Source organism: Leuconostoc citreum, assembly GCF_004354555.1.
Lineage (GTDB): Bacteria > Bacillota > Bacilli > Lactobacillales > Lactobacillaceae > Leuconostoc > Leuconostoc citreum.
Window position 1 is genome coordinate 544,072 of the sequence record NZ_PUFH01000005.1, and the last position, 17,778, is coordinate 561,849.

The 17,778-nt window shown below is 38.5% G+C and carries 15 protein-coding genes, 1 other RNA gene and 1 riboswitch; of the genes, 6 read left to right on the forward strand and 10 right to left on the reverse strand.

The genetic code is table 11. The features are described from left to right. Window positions 1-99 precede the first annotated feature (99 nt). From C5L21_RS07030 to recU, 6 genes are all read right to left on the reverse strand, one after another. Entirely contained in the window at window positions 100-1,575 is a 1,476-nt protein-coding gene (locus C5L21_RS07030) for an ABC transporter substrate-binding protein/permease (RefSeq protein WP_004903532.1), read from the reverse strand. A gap of 168 nt (window positions 1,576-1,743) precedes the next feature. Then, window positions 1,744-2,114, reverse strand: an RNA gene (gene rnpB / locus C5L21_RS07035) — RNase P RNA component class B. A 43-nt stretch (window positions 2,115-2,157) separates the two neighbouring features. Next, window positions 2,158-2,538 (reverse strand): cell division regulator GpsB, encoded by a 381-nt coding sequence (gene gpsB / locus C5L21_RS07040; protein WP_004904184.1) that lies wholly within the window; start codon window positions 2,536-2,538, stop codon window positions 2,158-2,160. 75 nt (window positions 2,539-2,613) lie between these two features. Then, window positions 2,614-3,183 (reverse strand): SLOG family protein, encoded by a 570-nt coding sequence (locus tag C5L21_RS07045; protein WP_170167815.1) that lies wholly within the window; start codon window positions 3,181-3,183, stop codon window positions 2,614-2,616. Between the two features lie 52 nt (window positions 3,184-3,235). Then, entirely contained in the window at window positions 3,236-5,392 is a 2,157-nt protein-coding gene (locus C5L21_RS07050; RefSeq protein ID WP_004904187.1) for a transglycosylase domain-containing protein, read from the reverse strand. A 23-nt stretch (window positions 5,393-5,415) separates the two neighbouring features. Further along, entirely contained in the window at window positions 5,416-6,033 is a 618-nt protein-coding gene (gene recU / locus C5L21_RS07055) for a Holliday junction resolvase RecU (protein WP_004903542.1), read from the reverse strand. 212 nt (window positions 6,034-6,245) lie between these two features. Between recU and C5L21_RS07060 the strand changes: the two genes are divergently transcribed. The 4 genes from C5L21_RS07060 to C5L21_RS07075 all read left to right on the forward strand — a co-directional run bounded on the left by C5L21_RS07060 (window position 6,246) and on the right by C5L21_RS07075 (window position 10,665). Beyond that, on the forward strand, window positions 6,246-6,920 hold the full coding sequence (locus C5L21_RS07060) for a response regulator transcription factor (RefSeq protein ID WP_004904190.1): 675 nt from the start codon (window positions 6,246-6,248) through the stop codon (window positions 6,918-6,920). Next, a complete protein-coding gene (locus C5L21_RS07065) occupies window positions 6,917-7,912 on the forward strand; it encodes a sensor histidine kinase (protein WP_040190044.1) in 996 nt (331 codons plus the stop codon). Before C5L21_RS07060 ends, C5L21_RS07065 begins: the two co-directional genes overlap by 4 nt. A gap of 78 nt (window positions 7,913-7,990) precedes the next feature. Continuing rightward, the gene (locus C5L21_RS07070; protein WP_004904194.1) at window positions 7,991-8,755 is read left to right on the forward strand and encodes an ABC transporter ATP-binding protein; all 765 of its coding nucleotides are present in this window, start codon (window positions 7,991-7,993) and stop codon (window positions 8,753-8,755) included. Then, complete coding sequence (locus tag C5L21_RS07075) at window positions 8,752-10,665, forward strand: FtsX-like permease family protein (protein ID WP_085698885.1); 1,914 nt, start codon at window positions 8,752-8,754, stop codon at window positions 10,663-10,665. Before C5L21_RS07070 ends, C5L21_RS07075 begins: the two co-directional genes overlap by 4 nt. Window positions 10,666-10,763: 98 nt before the next feature. Here C5L21_RS07075 and C5L21_RS07080 read toward each other — a convergent pair whose 3' ends face one another. After that, window positions 10,764-11,246: a kinetochore Spc7 family protein gene (locus C5L21_RS07080; protein ID WP_085698883.1), complete on the reverse strand. Its 483-nt coding sequence runs from the start codon at window positions 11,244-11,246 to the stop codon at window positions 10,764-10,766. Window positions 11,247-11,685: 439 nt separating this feature from the next. Here C5L21_RS07080 and C5L21_RS07085 point away from each other — a divergent pair, with 439 nt between their 5' ends. Beyond that, window positions 11,686-12,132: a hypothetical protein gene (locus C5L21_RS07085; RefSeq protein WP_004904202.1), complete on the forward strand. Its 447-nt coding sequence runs from the start codon at window positions 11,686-11,688 to the stop codon at window positions 12,130-12,132. A gap of 276 nt (window positions 12,133-12,408) precedes the next feature. Next, window positions 12,409-13,503 carry a DNA/RNA non-specific endonuclease gene (locus C5L21_RS07090; protein ID WP_085698881.1) on the forward strand — a complete coding sequence of 365 codons (1,095 nt, stop codon included), beginning with the start codon at window positions 12,409-12,411 and terminating at the stop codon, window positions 13,501-13,503. A gap of 200 nt (window positions 13,504-13,703) precedes the next feature. Here C5L21_RS07090 and guaA read toward each other — a convergent pair whose 3' ends face one another. Genes guaA through guaB form a run of 3 tightly spaced genes read right to left on the reverse strand, consistent with a single transcriptional unit; the run spans window position 13,704 to window position 17,462 of the window. Then, on the reverse strand, window positions 13,704-15,251 hold the full coding sequence (gene guaA, locus C5L21_RS07095) for a glutamine-hydrolyzing GMP synthase (RefSeq protein WP_004908136.1): 1,548 nt from the start codon (window positions 15,249-15,251) through the stop codon (window positions 13,704-13,706). Between the two features lie 34 nt (window positions 15,252-15,285). Further along, window positions 15,286-16,266, reverse strand: a complete 981-nt coding sequence (locus C5L21_RS07100) for an IMP dehydrogenase (protein WP_004904205.1) — start codon at window positions 16,264-16,266, stop codon at window positions 15,286-15,288. Window positions 16,267-16,289: 23 nt separating this feature from the next. Next, window positions 16,290-17,462, reverse strand: coding sequence for an IMP dehydrogenase (gene guaB / locus C5L21_RS07105; RefSeq protein ID WP_085698879.1), 1,173 nt, complete (start codon window positions 17,460-17,462; stop codon window positions 16,290-16,292). Between the two features lie 199 nt (window positions 17,463-17,661). After that, window positions 17,662-17,758: riboswitch (purine riboswitch) on the reverse strand. Between the last annotated feature and the right edge of the window lie 20 nt (window positions 17,759-17,778).

A 17,778-nucleotide genomic window follows, 5' to 3' on the forward strand; every position in this document is an offset into this window, starting at 1 on the left:
CGAACGTTAGCTTTGTAAGTGTTTTCAATATTGATAAAACTTAATATTCGGAAATTTATGGTCAAAAAAAGCACCAACAATAGTTGATGCCTTGAAATGTTAACGGCCCGTACGCGCCATACGCTTTTCAGCATAACCTAATGCACGGCTAATACCAAATGTTAACACAAAGTATATCATTGATGTAATCAAAAGTGGGAAGAAGGGTTTAAAACTTGCCCCTTGCACAACCCCAGTCTGGAACATCAATTCGCCAACACCAATAACCGAAACGACAGATCCTTCTTTGATGACTGTCACAAATTCATTACCCAATGCCGGCAAAATATTCTTAATAGCCTGTGGTAAAATAATGAACCGCATGGTCTTGCCTTTAGAAAGACCGAGTGAACGTGCAGCTTCAGTTTGACCATAGTTGACTGAGTTAATACCAGAACGAATAATTTCTGCAACATAGGCTGCAGAGTTCAGTCCCATAGCTAAAGCACCCGCAGCAAAGGCTGATAAATTAAGTCCTATAACTTGCGTTCCAAAGAAAACCATAAACGCTTGCACCAAGAGCGGTGTACCACGAACATATTCAACATAGATATTACCAACGGCCTTTAATAGGAAGTTGGGTGACAACTTAAATAATGCAAATACAGTACCTAAAATTGAGCCAATGACAACTGCCACAGCAGCCAACGCCAACGTGATTAGCGTTCCTTTAATGAACAAATTACCATATTTCGACCAAAAAGACTGCTTAGCAAACATCAAGGTATTTGCTTCTTTCTTATAAGCTTTCAATTTACCTGATGACACAATATCATCAATAGCCTGATTAATTTTTTCTTTTAGCACTGGTGAGTTTTTAGGCATTGCAACCGAAACTGCGCCTTCAGCTTCGTTTGGTTGCGGATAAATCACTTTTAAAGCTTTATTTTGTTGTGCGTATGCCTCTGATATTGGATCATTTAATACAACACCAGCTATTTTACCTGCTGATAACTGTGAAACAAGGTCCGGCACTTTTTGAAGACTAACTAAGGTGGCACTAGACATATTATTTTGCACAAAGGTCTCTTGTGTTGTCTGACGTTGTGCTCCAACCTTTTTACCAGCAAATGAATTCACATTTGAAGTAAATTGGGCTGCATTTTTCTTTAACACCAGTACCGTCTGCTTTGGTGATAAATAAGACTTTGAAAAATCAACAACCTTTTCACGATCTGGTGTTGCATTAATACCGGAAATAATCACATCGATCTTGCCAGTTTGCACGGCACCAATCAGACCATCAAAACCCATTTCTTTAATTTGAAGCTTGACCCCCAAATCTTTAGCAATCTGCTTAGCCATTGAAACCTCAAAGCCAACAATCTGGTCACGTCCTTGAACCGTGGCATGAAACTCAAACGGTGCATAATCAGCTGATAAGCCGACTACCAACACACCACGTTTTTTGATAGCAGAATAGGCAGGGTCTGTTTCAGCTGCTTGTGCCTTTGGTGTTGCAACCATCATTAATGGTAACAACAAGATAATGCTCATCATTAATAATGATATTTTTTTCAATGTTTTATTTATCATACGGTATTCTCCCTAGAATCTATACTATTAACGTTTTTAATCATAACCCGCTCTGAATTTTTATGCAACATTTTCAGGCGAATATACGAAATAAGCTTGTATATTACATGTACATATGTATAAAACGCCATAAAAAAACGCCACAAAGTGGCGTCACCTGCTGTAAGCATCTATAGGCCATGTTTTGTTCCAGTGATATGCAGGTACATATCACTTTCGGTAATCATCTATCTAAGTTTGTAATCAAACCATACCAACCATCGCTTCAATTCGCTAGATTAGCCGCCCCTACCAAAAGTTTGGGTTGCCCGCTTGTGGGGTTTACCTCGTCTCAAACGCTAACTTTCATTAACGCATACGTTTCTATGGCACCTTCGAGCCTATTTAGACATAGCTAGAAGCCTTAGCCCTTTCGACCGCCGTGGCATTACTGCCCCTGGGTTTATTTTTTATCCCAGCACAATCACTACAACCATCTCAGGTTGTGCGAGCATGGACCTTCCTCACGCTAGAAATATAACGCGCAATTACCCGATACTTACATGTCGTGTATAAAAATTTAATTATTAAATGACGTGGTAATTAGATATTATCAGAATCATGTCCAAAGACTGCACGTTCAAGATTAGCAACGCGCTTAATCAAATCTAAGTTCGTCACAACTTGAGCAGCTTTTGGTGTTTCAACTACTGGTGTCACTGGTGCCTCAACTACTGGTTCAGCAGCAACATTAGTCTGTTGTTGCTTAATTGCAACTAACTGATCCTGTGATGCTTTCAAAGCCGTCTGTAATCTCGCGACTTCACCCTGTAATTGTTCAATACGACCAGCAAAAGCGCCATAGTCCTTGATAATATCATCTAGAAAGCTGTCAACATCGGCGGGATCGTAACCTACACCCATTCGCTTTTGCTTGAAAACGCGTTCTAAAATATCTTTTTGCGTGTACTTTACTTGTTCCACAAGTCACACCTCATTTACTTTTTTACTTAACCTATATTACCAATAAATCGATTAAATTACAAGTTTATAACACATTTATTCAAAGAAATCGTTTTCGGCTTGCTGTTCACTATACGTCGTTGCATAATCTTGTAATTGATCCATGTCAATTAGCGTCAAAGGATATGGCGTTTTACGTTGATGTTGTTGAATAATTTTGTAGTCATATTTAGCTTTGCCTTCAAACTCAGGATCGTAAAATAGCAATGCAGCGTCTGTATGGTTTAACATAAAAGCTTGATAATTTTGTAATTGCCCTGGCCCTTGATATGTTGCATGCGAGACACTGTCAACAAAATCAACGCCTTGTTTAAGTACCTGTAATTTACTTTGACTATTGGGATGCCATTGACTGCCAAAATCTTCGAAAGGCAACATCATGGCCACTTTAAGCATTGGCCAATCCTTTTTGAGTGCTAGGACGACTTCAATAGTCCATTGCTCAACACCGAGTTGCCCGCCAGTTAGTACCCATTCCAACCCATTTTCAAGTTGCTGACGTACCAATTGTTCTATAGCATATTTCATAACCAATATTTTAGGATCTTTATCGCCAAAAGTGCCCATCTCATAACTGCGATATCCTGTTATCCAGAGTCTTGACATCCCACCACCTCGAATAAAAAGCCTTGCATGTGCAAGACTTCCAAACATAAAATTAATGACTATTATTATTACCAACTTCAGCTGGCGTTGCACCTGATTGTGGTATTGAGTTAACAGATGGTAAGCCACCATTACTCCACTTAGCACCCTTAACTTCATATTCTACAATGTTGCCACGTACCTTAGATGTCACTGTATCAGGCATCGTCCAATCTGTATTTGGCTTATTTTGCATAGCATATGACATCACACGTTGGTAGAATTGCGCCGGTAAATCTTGATAAGACCACGGAATGTAATTTTCCCGTGGCACATCATATCCTGTCCAGACTGACAACGCATATGACTTAGTATATCCGGTAAACCACGCATCCTTAATAGCTTGGTTAGGCATGCCTTCATCATCACCATAACCAACCAAGCCAGATTTACCTGCCTGATGTAATCCAGGAATAATAGCATCACTGGCTGTCGCATTAGGCTTAATAACACCTTTCATCATATCAGTTAACATGAAAGCAGTACTTGTCTTCATAGCACGTTGACCATTGACACTATAATTATGGGTAGAGCCATCCGCTGTCACAATTTTTGTGATATAGGTTGGCTTATAATATGTGCCACCATTTGCTATAGCGCCAAAGGCTCCAGCTTCTTGTTCAGTAGAGGCTGTAATACCAATCGCATCAGCACCACCAGGCGTATGATCAATTGGCACGCCAATACCATTAATAAACTTACCAGCATCAGTCCCACCAACATCTTCCAACGTACGTGCTGCTGGTGTGTTACGTGACTGCGTCAGCGCTGTTCGCATGGTGATATTACCCATGAATTTGCCATCCCAGTTTGACAGATTTTTATCTGTGCCGGCATACTTATATTCTTTATCTTCAACTGTTCGATAAGTTGGCCAATTCAAGTATTCAATAGCAGGACCATAATCTAATAGTGGCTTGATTGATGAGCCTGACGAACGTGTCTTCAATCGGGCGTGGTTAGTGCCTTGTAATGTTTTAAGATTACGACCACCAATTTGCGCAACAACGTTACCGTTGTTTGGATCAGTCATTGTTGCCCCAATTTGCGTATCTGCTGATGGGAAAGTCACAGCGGTTCCATTGGCATTATCATACATGGATTGTTGTAAATTAGAATCCATATTCGTATAAATTTTCAGACCTGACTTATTCGTATCATAACCGAGTGAAGCGGCTTCTGCGAGTGTTGATTGTACATAAGCATCGACAACTTTACGATTTGTATTAGCTAACGCTGTTTTTGATGTCAAATCTTGCAAGCCGTCATTAATCGGTACCTTGATGGCATCATCTGCTTCTTTTTTGGTAATTGCCCCATACTTAACCATTGCCAACAAGACTGTATTACGACGTTCTTTAGCAGCTGAATTATCTTTAAGGTACGGGTCATAATTTGTTGGTGATTGTGGCATACCTGCTAGTAAAGCTAGTTGAGGTAATGACAATTCTGTCAATGGTTTGCCGTAGAAATACTCCGCAGCTGTTTTCATACCAGAAACACCATGCCCCATATAAACTTTGTTCATATAGAACGTTAAAATTTCATCTTTACTGAAATTTTTCTCAACGCGCAAAGCGAGCCATGCCTCTTGTGCCTTTCGTTTCAATGTTTGGTCAGCCGTTGACGTACTAAATACAGACAATTTAACCAGTTGCTGTGTTAAAGTTGATCCGCCTTGCATACCCAATGATGAGCCACGTAAGTTGGCTAATGCAGCACCAGCAATACGAACTGGATCGACGCCGTTATGTTTATAAAAACGACGATCCTCGATTGAGACAACTGCTTGTTTTAAGGACTTAGGAATTTCATTAGAATTAGCGTAATCTCTCTCAACAGCAGATAACTTCCAAATTGGATTACCTTGACTATCGTATATCGCGCTAGATGGTTCTGAAGCTAGATTAGAAGCTGTAATGTTAGGTGCATCATTCGCATAAGTCACAAAAACAGCTGCGCCTGCTAACACCCCAATGAAGCCAATAACTAAGAGCCATAAAATAGTGGCTAAAATCCAACGTCGCTTTTTCTTTTTTGGTTTTTGGGGGCCACCCGTGCTATTACCATTGCCATTATTGGGTGGCATAGTAGGCGGTTCAGTCGCCGGATGGTTATCGTACATATTTTGGTTACGGTTGACACGCGACCACTGATTCTTATTTGCCATAATGACGACATACTCCTAAATAATTAGTTAAGGTTCTCAAAATATTGATCGACAGCTTTTAGATAATCTAAACTTGGATTCAGACTTTCTGGCACACGATAGCCTTCAGCAATGATATCTTGGTAAGCGATTGACTGTTTACCACGTAACTTCTCCCATTGCCTAATCAGTGCTTGTGCTGGGTAAATATAGGATTCATCTAAACTGGTAAATTTGATAATCACAAAGCCAACCCCATTTTGAGACAATACATTGGCTAAATGCACAATTTGATGTTCGTGGAAATTTTTGAGTGGGAAAGAAGTTTTATTTTTTGTTTCTTTTGCGTCAAAGTCAATATATCTACCTTGATAGACACCATTGTAATCCGTTGTTGACGCTTGCTTAAAGTAAGCTTCAGTAATTTTTGCTGCTGAGCGCGCTGGATAATCAACTTTAACAATCGTAATGGGTGTCGGTTTCTTATGTATCACCGCTAGATGATTGGCGAGATAATAATCATTAGCTAGATTAATCTCGTCTTCTAGACCCATACCTCGTTTGCCAAATGTTAACGCTTTTTTAGTTGTTTTGCCCGTACGCATTGTATTTTTTGCTTGCGCAGTTCGTCGTCGTGTGCCGGCCGGATAATTAATTGCCATTAATCCCCTCAACGTTAAATTAAACTATATATTTTCTATTTTACCATAAAAGGGAAAATGACAAACTAGTTTTTTCGACGCTTTATTATGCGACGCAATAACAGCCTGTGACTTTCCAGCCGGCGCAACTATGCTAAAATAATCATTGATAACTACGTGCTGGTCATCTTGAAAACATCATTTGAACAGCACAATAGATTGGAGTATGAACCATGCAAAAAGTTTATATTATTGAAGATGATGAAGGCATCACCCAACAAATGAGGCAAGCACTTGAAAAATGGCATTTTGCCGTGTCTAGTGTAGCCGATTTTGAGGCAATTGATACTGAAGTTAAACAGTGCCAGCCAAACATTATCGTCATGGATATTACCCTACCTTACTTTGATGGCTTCTTCTGGACGCAAAAAATTCGTACCTTTTCACAGGTACCTATTATTTTTGTTTCGGCAGCTAGCTTAGATCCTAATGCTATCAGGGCAATAGCCATTGGTGCCGACGATTACTTAACTAAACCTTTTTCAACAGCGGTTTTTATTTCTAAAATTCAAGCAATTTTACGACGCATAGGTCAATATGATGACTTCACTGATACAATTACATGTGGCAACTATAGTTTAAGTATTGTGACAAATATCCTGCAAACCCCAACAAATTTTATCAAACTGACTGCAACAGAAAGTATCATTTTGAGATTATTAATGCTTAATCCAAACCAGACTATTTCCAAAGAAAAGATCATCAAACGTATTTGGCAAAATGGTGATTTTACAGATGAAAACATTCTAAATGTTAATATCAGTCGTCTTCGTGATAAACTAACGCAAGTTGGGCTAAAAAATAGGCTTACCACTGAATACGGGAAAGGTTATAAATTTATCTCATGAGCACTGTCAAGCTTTATGCCAAAATCAGCATATCTGAATGGCCTATCATCTTAGCCTATAGCCTATTGATGCTACTGTTAAGCTTTTTAGGCTATCTTTACAAAATTGATTTAGTTATCATAATCGACCTCATACGTTATTCTATCATTCCTCTTTTGATTATCGTTAGCACACGAATCTATCAAAAAATCATTGATACAAAGCAGGTTCAAAAAGCAATCATTGAACAGAAAGCCACAAATATCAAAATGCACGGGTTCTATGGTCACTTATGCGCCAAGACCCTAACAACTTTTATGAACAAAGCACAAGCTGATAACCGACAACTCATAGAAGCGTTCAAAGAACGTCAAGATTACTTGACTTTATGGAGTCACGAAATGAAGACCCCTTTAACTACCTTAACCTTAGCAGCTGAAAATAATACCGTTGTACCAAGTGATTTGGTTAGCGAAAAAGCCGACCTACTGACATATCATATTGAGCAACTCTTAACGATTGATCGTTTGGCTGATTTTAACAAAGACCTTTATTTCGAGTATATATCTCTGTCTACTTGTGTTACCGATGTTGTTAAACAAAACACCTCTTATTTTTTATCCCACAAAGTAGTACCTATAATTACCCTACCAGAAGTTATGGTGTTATCTGACCAAAAATGGTTGTGTGTCATGCTAACACAACTGATTAGTAATGCAATTAAATATTCATCTCAAAATAGTCGAATTGTGTTAACTTTTGACGACCACACTTTATGGATTAAAGATTTTGGCGTTGGCATTTCGCAAAGCGACCTACCTCGTATTTTTGACCAAGGTTTTACCGGGACAAATGGCCGTCTTAATAGTGAAGCCACAGGTATGGGACTTTATATCGTGCAAAGAATTGCTGCTATATTAGATATTCAAGTCATTATCCAATCACATCAACAAAAGGGAACCAGTGTTGCGATCCAATTCAATCCTAAAAAATTAAAATATAACAAACTGTAAGTATTCTCTCGCTTTTGTAACTACAACCAATCGTAAATCTTCTTTATACTCAGGGTATCAATAAAAGGAGTTTTGATTATGAGTTTATTAAATTTAAAACATATTAAAAAGGTTTTTACCGAGGGAAATACTAATCAGATTGTTGCCCTCAGAGATATTGATCTTTCAGTTGAGAAAGGTGAGTTTGTAGCTATCATGGGTGAGTCTGGTGCCGGTAAGTCAACACTACTCAATATTATTGCTACACTTGATCAGCCTACTAGTGGCACAATAACGCTTAATCAAACTGACCTTAGTCATCTATCAGAAAAAGACTCGTCCCAGTTTCGCAGAGAACATTTGGGTTTCGTCTTTCAAAGCTTTAATTTACTGGATACATTTAATAATCGTGATAATATTTTTTTGCCTCTGGTTTTATCAAAAGCCAAACATGAATTCATGATAGAACGTATCAAACCATTATCCAAAGCTTTAGGTATTGATAACCTATTAGATCGTCAGCCATCTGAAATTTCCGGTGGACAAAAACAGCGTATTGCGATTGCCCGAGCATTAATTACACAGCCGGATTTATTATTAGCCGATGAACCGACGGGCGCTTTGGATTCCGGTAACAGCGAAAAAATCTTGCAATTATTTAATCACATTAATCACAGTGGACAAACAATCCTAATGGTGACACACAGTGCTGAGGCGGCAAGCTATGCTCAACGCACATTATTTATTAAAGATGGCATCATTTACAATGAACTCTATCGTGGTGATCAAAACCGCAGTCACTACCTCGAACAAATCATCAACAGTCTAGCTGCTTTACAAAGTAGAGAGGTGACTAGCCAATGATTCAATTTAAGCTCGCCTATCATCATCTTGTTAAGAATAAAAATCAAAGCCTACCCTTTATTTTCTCCAATACCATTTGGGTAGCTGTTGTTTATATCTTTTTAGCAATGTTATATGATACCAACCTGAAAAATATTTCTTTTGGTGCGATAGCTGTTGCGCTTATGCAACTTGGCCTTGGCTTTGTCATATTAGTTTCAGGTTTAGCCATTATTTATGCTGAACAAACCTTGAGTAAACAACGTACTAAAGAACTTGGGTTGTACAGTATGCTTGGTTTAAACAAGCACAACTTACGGCAAGTCATCGGCATTGAAAATTTACTTTTTTATGCCATCAGTACAGGTCTTGGACTAATTATTGGTATTACCTTTTCCAAACTTTCTGTAATGAGTTTACGTGTGCTGCTTAATTTTGAACATCTTCATCAAACACTCACCATAAAACCTATTGCTATCGCTGCTATCATTTTTGCCATTATTTTCTTATTACTGACGCTATACGATTTTTGGGGGCTACGCCACATTAATCCTATTACACTATGGCATAAAGCTTCCAAAGCGGAAACAGTACCGAAAGGACATACATTTTTAGCAATCACTGGCTTAATCGTGCTCATCATGGGTTATTATATTTCTATTTCATCCCGAGCATCACTCTCGGCATTTTTGCAGATGATGGTCGCTATTATGCTTGTCGTGGCTGGTACCTATCTGATTTTTATCATTGGAAGTATTGTGTTTCTAAAGCTATTAAAGCAGAATGAAAATTACTATTATAAACCTAAAAATTTTATTGCTGTCGCCAACATGCTTTTTCGAATGAAGCAAAACGGTGCTGGCCTAGCAACAATCAGTCTTTTGTGTACCGCCACCTTAGTATCAATTATTGCCTCTGTCTCACTTGTCGCAGGCCAAAATAATCTACTCAATTTGTGGAGTCAAAGAGATATTCAAATTGTTTCTACGTCACCAATTAACCTTGTCCAGAATGAACAAATAACACAATTTGCTAGCAAAACAAATATAAGCCTTCAATCGCGGCGCCAAATGACTGTGACGATGCCAACAAACGGTGAACTGAAAAATAACTATTTTAAAGCCAATAATTCTTTAAAAACTGAAGTGGCGATATCGTCGCTGGACTTACAACAATATAATCACATAGAAGGCACACATTATCATCTGGCTGATGACGAAATTCTCTTGTACAGTCCAGACAACACTTATCAAGGCAAGGAGATTATAATTCATGGTCACAAATACAAAGTTAAACCAGTGACATCATTTAACACTTCTTTTGTATACAACCATAGCACCTATAAACCAATTTTTATTATCGCTAAATCACAAGCAATCGCACAAAAAATTAATCCCACACCTGTACTTTACGTCACCAGTTTTAACACTGTTGGAACTAAATCGGCTTGTAAACAATTTGGTGAAAAACTTCCTAATCTGCTCAACGCCGACCCTGCCAGCATCACGTCACGCTTTGTCATTAAAGATTTGTTTGGTTCACTGTTTGGTGGTTTCTTATTTATTGGTGTGCTCATTAGTTTAGTGATGATTTGCGCGACCGCTATGATTATTTACTACAAACAAGTTTCTGAGGGTTATTCAGACAAGGCAAACTATGCGATTATGCGGCAATTGGGTCTTAGTCAACAGGAAACAAGAAAAGCAATTAATAGCCAAGTACTTACTGTTTTTCTCTTACCAATTGTTGGTGCTGTCATCAATTTAGCTTTTGCACTACCTGTACTCAAAAATGTTTTATCGGTTTTTTCAATGTATAATATTAATATTTTGATAAGTGTTAGTTTCATTTGCATTGCCCTGCTCATCACCATTTATATGTTAATATATTGGGCTACAACAGCAGTCTATAAACAAATTATTGTTTCATAACAAAAAAACATCGTGTTAACAAGTATGCGTTAGCACGATGCTTTTTATAACATTAAATGGACTATGACACTTATATCCCGAAACGCATGCCAGATTATTTACTTGGTTTGCGCCACAGCTTGATCAGACTTATTCTTTAAATTTTGCGCATCTTGCAGTGCCTGCAAGAGATTATCTTCTGAATGTTTTTTATCATCTAATTGTTTATTTAAATCACTAATTTTGCTATTCAATTGATCTACCTCTTGTTGCTTTGCAGCGACTTTTTGATTGCCTTCGTCAATTTTTTGCTGAATCTCCTTTTTCAGGGCTTCTTCTTCATTGTTTCTCTGGTTGACTAAGTCCTGATATTGCTGTTGTTGGCTCTTTAACTGATTTTTCAAATCAGCCAGCTCTTGTTGATTTTGGGAAGCCTCCCCTTTTAAGCTATTAATACGATTAACTAATTTATCAATATTATCAGCAGTGGCTTGCATGTTTTGATGGCCAACTGTCCAATCAATTGCTGCTTTAACACCAATGACTGAGCTAAAAAACGCAATCACTACTATTGATGCAACAATTATTTTTTTGAAACGCATTATTCTTCTCCATACTACTTATCTTACTGTTAATGACAACGACAACTAATATTTTCTATTTACGACATAATAACCACCTACCTTTTTGATATATGCCCACAGCCATGGCTTTATCGTCAGGGTCGCGATAGTAACAGGTCTAGACGCAACTTTTGATTTTTTAAATAAATTCATCAAACATTACGTCTGTTATTATATTAACGTCAATTAATATATTTTCGATTAAAATAGTATTTTTTAAATAAAAAACATGTACTTAAATGCCATATTTAATAATCCGTCAGTAGTTTGGCCTCAGTCATTAGCATCAGCGCCCACTTTATTCTGGTTTCAATATACGATACAATGGGAATATTACTAATAATAATAAAAGCAGTCGTATGTTTAATTTTTTTGTTAAACGTTAAACAGCACAAAAAACTTTTTAAGGAAAATAACAATGAAAAAAATTATATTAGTTGTCGTCGTTATAGTAGCAATTATCACTGTTCTAATCATGACATCTAAAACAGATACCTCTTCTAGTACCCAGTCTTTTGCAAGTCAAAAATTACAAACCACAACTGAAGCACAGGACGATAAAGTGATACTAAATAAAGTTTCCGTTGATCTCAAACAAACTTCTGATACAATGTTAAATGATTTCAATGCGTCGTTAAAAAACGCTCCTCAAGATATTGAAGGGCGAAAAAAAATGACAGAAACGCATGTTCAAAAATTACAAGATATGGCCAAGAATGGCTTAAGTCAGTTAGATAAAGTACGGTCTGAAAAAGGTAAAAATAATCAGAATTATAATGATTACGCTACCCAGATTAAGAATTTATATTCCGAAAAAAGCAAAACATTAATTGATGCTTATAACAATTCAATTAAAACACAATAACCATAAAAGCAAGCTTATCTGGGCTTGCTTTTTTATATGCCTATCCCACTGTTTTCAGATATATTATGGCCAAAGCTGGCTAGTTGATTGTTCTTTTTCGATAATTAAGTGTATATTTAATTCATAAGTGTTATAAAACTTAATTAATAGTTAGGACACTGGGGAGAAACATGACATTCTATACGGAACAACTATAAAAACAATTAGTCAGTATTTGATGTCTTACACTACGTTGAACGTGCCAAGCAAACACGATAAAAGGTTTGGGAGAAGATTATGTTTAAAATACTCAGAAAAACACTGTTAGTACTGGCCATCTCGAGTCTCGCAGGCCTAGCATCTGCTGATACAATTTCAGCAGATAACAGTTACAGAGACACTAGTTTAACAAATCCAGATCAACATCCCCTTAACTTTAATCACTCAAAACAACTGGTACTAAAAGACAAAGACAACCATCAACGTGCTACTGATGCGCATATTCAACTATCTTATTCAGAAAAGCCATCGGCAAAACGCGCAGCACGTCTCGAGTACAATCCTGTTGGTTGGCATAACTATCGTTTTAAGTACGAAAAAAGTAACGGTAAAATTAGTAAAGCTTGGTTATTTAATCGCGGTCACCTTGTTGGTTATCAATTTAGTGGTTTAAACGATGAGGCGCGTAACCTAGTTCCTGAAACTGCTTATTTAAATGCTGGTGCGCTGAAAAGTACTAATGCTTCTAATAAGAAAAGCATGCTTTACTATGAGAACCATCTAGCTACTTGGCTTAAGGCAAACAAGGGTTATCGCCTGGATTATCAGGTTACACCATTGTATAGAAATAACGAACTTTTACCACGTCAAATTCGCTTAGCCTATGTTGGTTACAAAGAAAGTGGTAAAAAAGTAACGATTAACCTGCATTCTTATCGTGAAGAAAAAGGCAATGATGAAACAACAGTTGTTTATCTTGATAATGACAGTCCAAATGCCATTATTGATTATTCAACAGGCACCGCACGTAATACACTAAACAAAGAAAAAACGCTTAAAGAAGAAAAAGAAGCCGCTGATAAAGCTAGTTCAGAAGCAGTCGCCTCTGCCGAAAAGGTTTCACATGAAGCAAGTAAGTCATTATCACGTGAATTAGCTCATTCAGAGTCCCGTGCAAAAGAAGCAGCCGATACAGCAGCACAACAACAAGCACAAACTTATGTTACGCCTGATCCATCACCGTCCTCAGCCGCAGATGGCAACATTAATAATACCGGTGCCTACAAGTGGGCCATTCAAGATGGCTTTAACTGGCAAACAAGAAAAGGACATTCAACGCGAATTGCACCTGGTGGTGCACTGCCTGCTGGCTACCACTGGCAAGTTCAGTAACTTTAAACATACACTATTACAATAAATATTAAACAATACTTATTTTTAAAATAGAAAGTATCTCTTAAATTTTTGAAATTAACATTTTGCTAGGCAAAATAAAAAGAGCAAGCACAAAGTAGGCTTGCTCTTTTTATTTATCGGCTGAAAAAACTATAACTGATATAATGCACTAATGATCATTATACCCTTAGCATTGCTTATTCCCACTCAACAGTTGCTGGTGGCTTAGCCGTAATGTCGTAGACGACACGATTAATGTGTCCAACTTCATTGACAATACGTGCTGAAATCTTTTGCAGCAATGGCCAAGGTAATTGGGCAAAATCAGCTGTCATACCGTCAACAGAAGTGATGGCACGAATGGCAATTGTATAATCATACGTACGATAATCGCCCATTACACCAACAGAGCGAACACCTGTCAAGACAGTAAAATACTGCCAAACATCGCCTTCAAGACCTGCTTTTGCAATTTCATCACGCAAAATCCAATCAGAATCACGGACGATTTCTAGCTTATCTTCGGTAATATCACCTAAAATTCGAATACCTAAGCCAGGACCTGGGAATGGCTGACGCCAAACCATTTCGTGTGGCATATTCAATGCTTCACCCAACTCACGAACTTCATCTTTAAAGAGTGTGTTCAATGGTTCAATCAACTTAAACTGCATATCTTCTGGCAACCCACCAACATTATGATGAGACTTAATTGTTTGTGCCGTATCCGTACCAGACTCGATAACATCGGTATAAAGTGTTCCTTGTGCTAAGAAATCGATATCTTTTAACTTAGTTGCTTCATCGTTGAAGACTTCAATAAATTCATTACCAATGATTTTACGTTTTTGTTCAGGATCTGTGACACCAGCTAATTTTGAAAGGAAACGATCTTGTGCATCGACTTTAATGATATTCAAACCAAATTGGTCGCCCATCATTGTCATGACTTGTTCTGCCTCGTTTTTGCGCAGCAGACCATGATCTACAAAGATGGAAGTTAATTGATTACCAATAGCTTTATGTAATAGTACACCAACAACTGATGAATCAACACCACCTGATAAGCCCAACAAAACTTTTTTATCACCCACAGTTTCGCGAATTCGGGCAATTTGTTCATCAATGAATCCACTCATGTCCCAATTTGCTTCTGCTTGTGCAATATCTAATACAAAGTTTTGGAGAATTTGCTTACCGTGTTCAGATAGTGTCGTTTCAGCGTGAAACTGGACACCATATAAGCGTCGCTCATCATTAGCAATTGCCGCAATTGGTGTTTTGTCTGATCCACCAGCAACAACAAACCCTTCTGGTAAGGAAACAACATTGTCTGAATGACTCATCAACACAGTTTGCGATTCGGGCGTATGCGCAAATAAACGACCAGCTGACTCTGTTTTCTTTAGAGCGGTTTGGCCAAATTCACCATTACCAGGATTAGCTTCGACCTGACCACCAAGGTTTTGAGCCATCAATTGCATGCCGTAGCAAACACCCAGTACAGGAATACCTAATTCAAAGATACCATTATCAATCGCGAAAGCATCGGTTTCATACACTGACTTTGGCCCACCAGATAAGACAATTGCTTTAGGATTATATGCTTTAACTTCCTCAGCAGTCATATGACGCGACTTCAATTCTGAAAAAACACCCATCTCACGAATGCGGCGGGTAATTAATTGGTTATATTGGCTACCGTAGTCTAAAACTAGGACCTTATCGGCATTTACTTCAGCCATTTGGTTACTCTCCCTTTTTGATCTAATGTTATCATCACTTAGCGTAGTTTGGTGCAATTTTTGTAATTTCGACATCGTGTGGATGTGATTCTCTCAAACCATTATCTGTGATTTGCACGAATTGTGCGCCCAGCTTTAAATCCAAAATAGTAGATGATCCTGTGTACCCCATACCAGCACGTAAGCCACCATCTGCTTGGAAGATTGCATCATCAATTGACATGTCACCACCAACAAATGTGCCATCAGCTTCAAGGACTTCACCCTTGAGTAAATCAGTAACCAAAATAGCATCAGCACCAGCAGAAATCGCTTTAACTACATCTCCTGAATAATGGACACCACCTGAGGCAATAACCGTCTTATCAAACTCTGAGGCTACTTCTGCAATTGCCATTGTTGTTGTTAAGAATGGGTACAATGCATTATTTGGCAATGGTGAGTTCACTGAACGCCCAGCAATCACTGCATCAACACCATCTTGATACAAAGCACCAGCAATACCCTGGTCTTCCACCGCACCAACTGCTAAGAAAGTTTTTGGAAAGGCTTTACGAACAGCTTTGACAATAGCATTTGTTTCTTGATTTAAGTCATCTTGCAAATAGAAGAAAATAGCATCAGCACCAGCGGCCACAAGTTTATCCACACGTGCCTGTGCACCTGTAGTCAACCAAACTTCGGCTGCTACACGGACACGACCTTTATCGTCAACAAACGCATTAGGATATTTCTCATTGTCTACTTCTGTTGCTTTAGCAGCAGAGATCACAGCCATTTGTGCTGCAATATCTTCTTGTTCGGCTACCACACCTAAGCCACCATTTAAAGCAGTTGCCACAACACGATTATCTGTTGCTGTACCGTTGGCTTCTGAAACTAATGGCATGTTCAAAACAAAGCCATCTGCCAATCGTGTTGCCAAAGATACTGTGTGAGGGAGCACATTCGAAGCTCCTGGAACTAATAATACTTGGTCATAACCCAAGCCTTTGTTTTCATTATTTTCAGACATATTTTTTCTCCGTGATACAAACATTAAAATGTTGGCATTATATAAGACTTTTTGACATGTGCTACTTCCGCTTCATAGTCAATCACACTGATATCACGTGTCATACGACCATTTTTTGATAAGTCAGCAACTGAGCTTTCGTCCATCTTAGCCATTTCTTCACGGATAGCGGTCATCATCTTGGCTAATACATCTGCCAAAGCCCCCTTGTAAGCGACGCGGGCTTCGATACCTTCTGGTACCATTTTTTTAGCTTCATTGACTTCCCCTTGGAAGTAGCGGTCTTTAGAACCAGCTTCCATTGCAGCAATTGACCCCATGCCACGGTATGTTTTGTATCGCTTACCATTGTCTTCAAAAACGTCGCCTGGTGTTTCTTCTGTACCAGAGAACATTGAACCGAGCATAACCGCATTTCCCCCAGCAGCTAATGCCTTTGTAATGTCTTTTGCAGTTTTAGCACCACCATCAGCGATAATAGCTTTACCACGGCGTGCCCCTTCTTCAGCTGCATCACGCACAGCAGAAAGTTGTGGCACACCAATCCCTGCAACAACACGTGTTGTGCAAATTGAACCAGGTCCAATACCAATTTTAACCACATCTGCACCGGCATCATACAAAGCAGCAGCGCCTGAAGTTGTCGCAATATTACCAGCAATAATGTTCAAAGTTGGGAACGCGTCACGCACCTCGGAAACTTTACGCAATACACCTTCTGAATGACCATGAGCAGAGTCAAGTACAATCGCATCAACACCGACAGCAGCCATGGCTTCGACACGTTTTACCGTATCAGAAGTCACGCCTACCGCACCGGCAACTAAAAGACGTCCTTGATTATCTGTTGCAGCATTAGGATAAATATCTGAGTCAAAAGTAGCTGTTTTCACACGCTTCACTTCATCAGCCTGCTCGGCAATAGTCATGTTCTTATGAATAACACCAAGACCACCCAATTTAGCCAATTCTGTCGCAAAACGTGCTTCTGTGACAGTGTCCATGGCCGCTGAAATTAATGGTAATTTCAGCTTCAATGTCGGTGTCAACACAGTGCTAACATCTATGTCAGCTGACTTAACTGTTGCGTTTTGATCATAAACTAACTTCATATCATCAAACGTCAAGCCCATCTTAGCAAACTTATTGCGTGAGCTGAACTTAGGCTTTTCATCGTCTAAGAAAAATTTTTGCATGAGATCCTCCAGATTTAAATGTCATCAGTAAATTGTGCAATGATTTACTGATTCTGACTTATCATGTTAGGCCTTTTTGTTAACACAATTGTTAACGGATCCGCCGAGTATATTTTAGAATGAAACTAAACACATTTTATTGACAGTAAAAAAGCATTCGGGACACGACAGATCCACAAATGCTTCAACGACAAAAATATATCGGTTCACATTTGCGGATAGTCACGACTTTTGGGGCGTGGTAGAAACTGCTGGCCATTCCCCAGCGATATATCTGCAAACAAAAGATTTAGTTGTTGATATCACTTTACAGGTT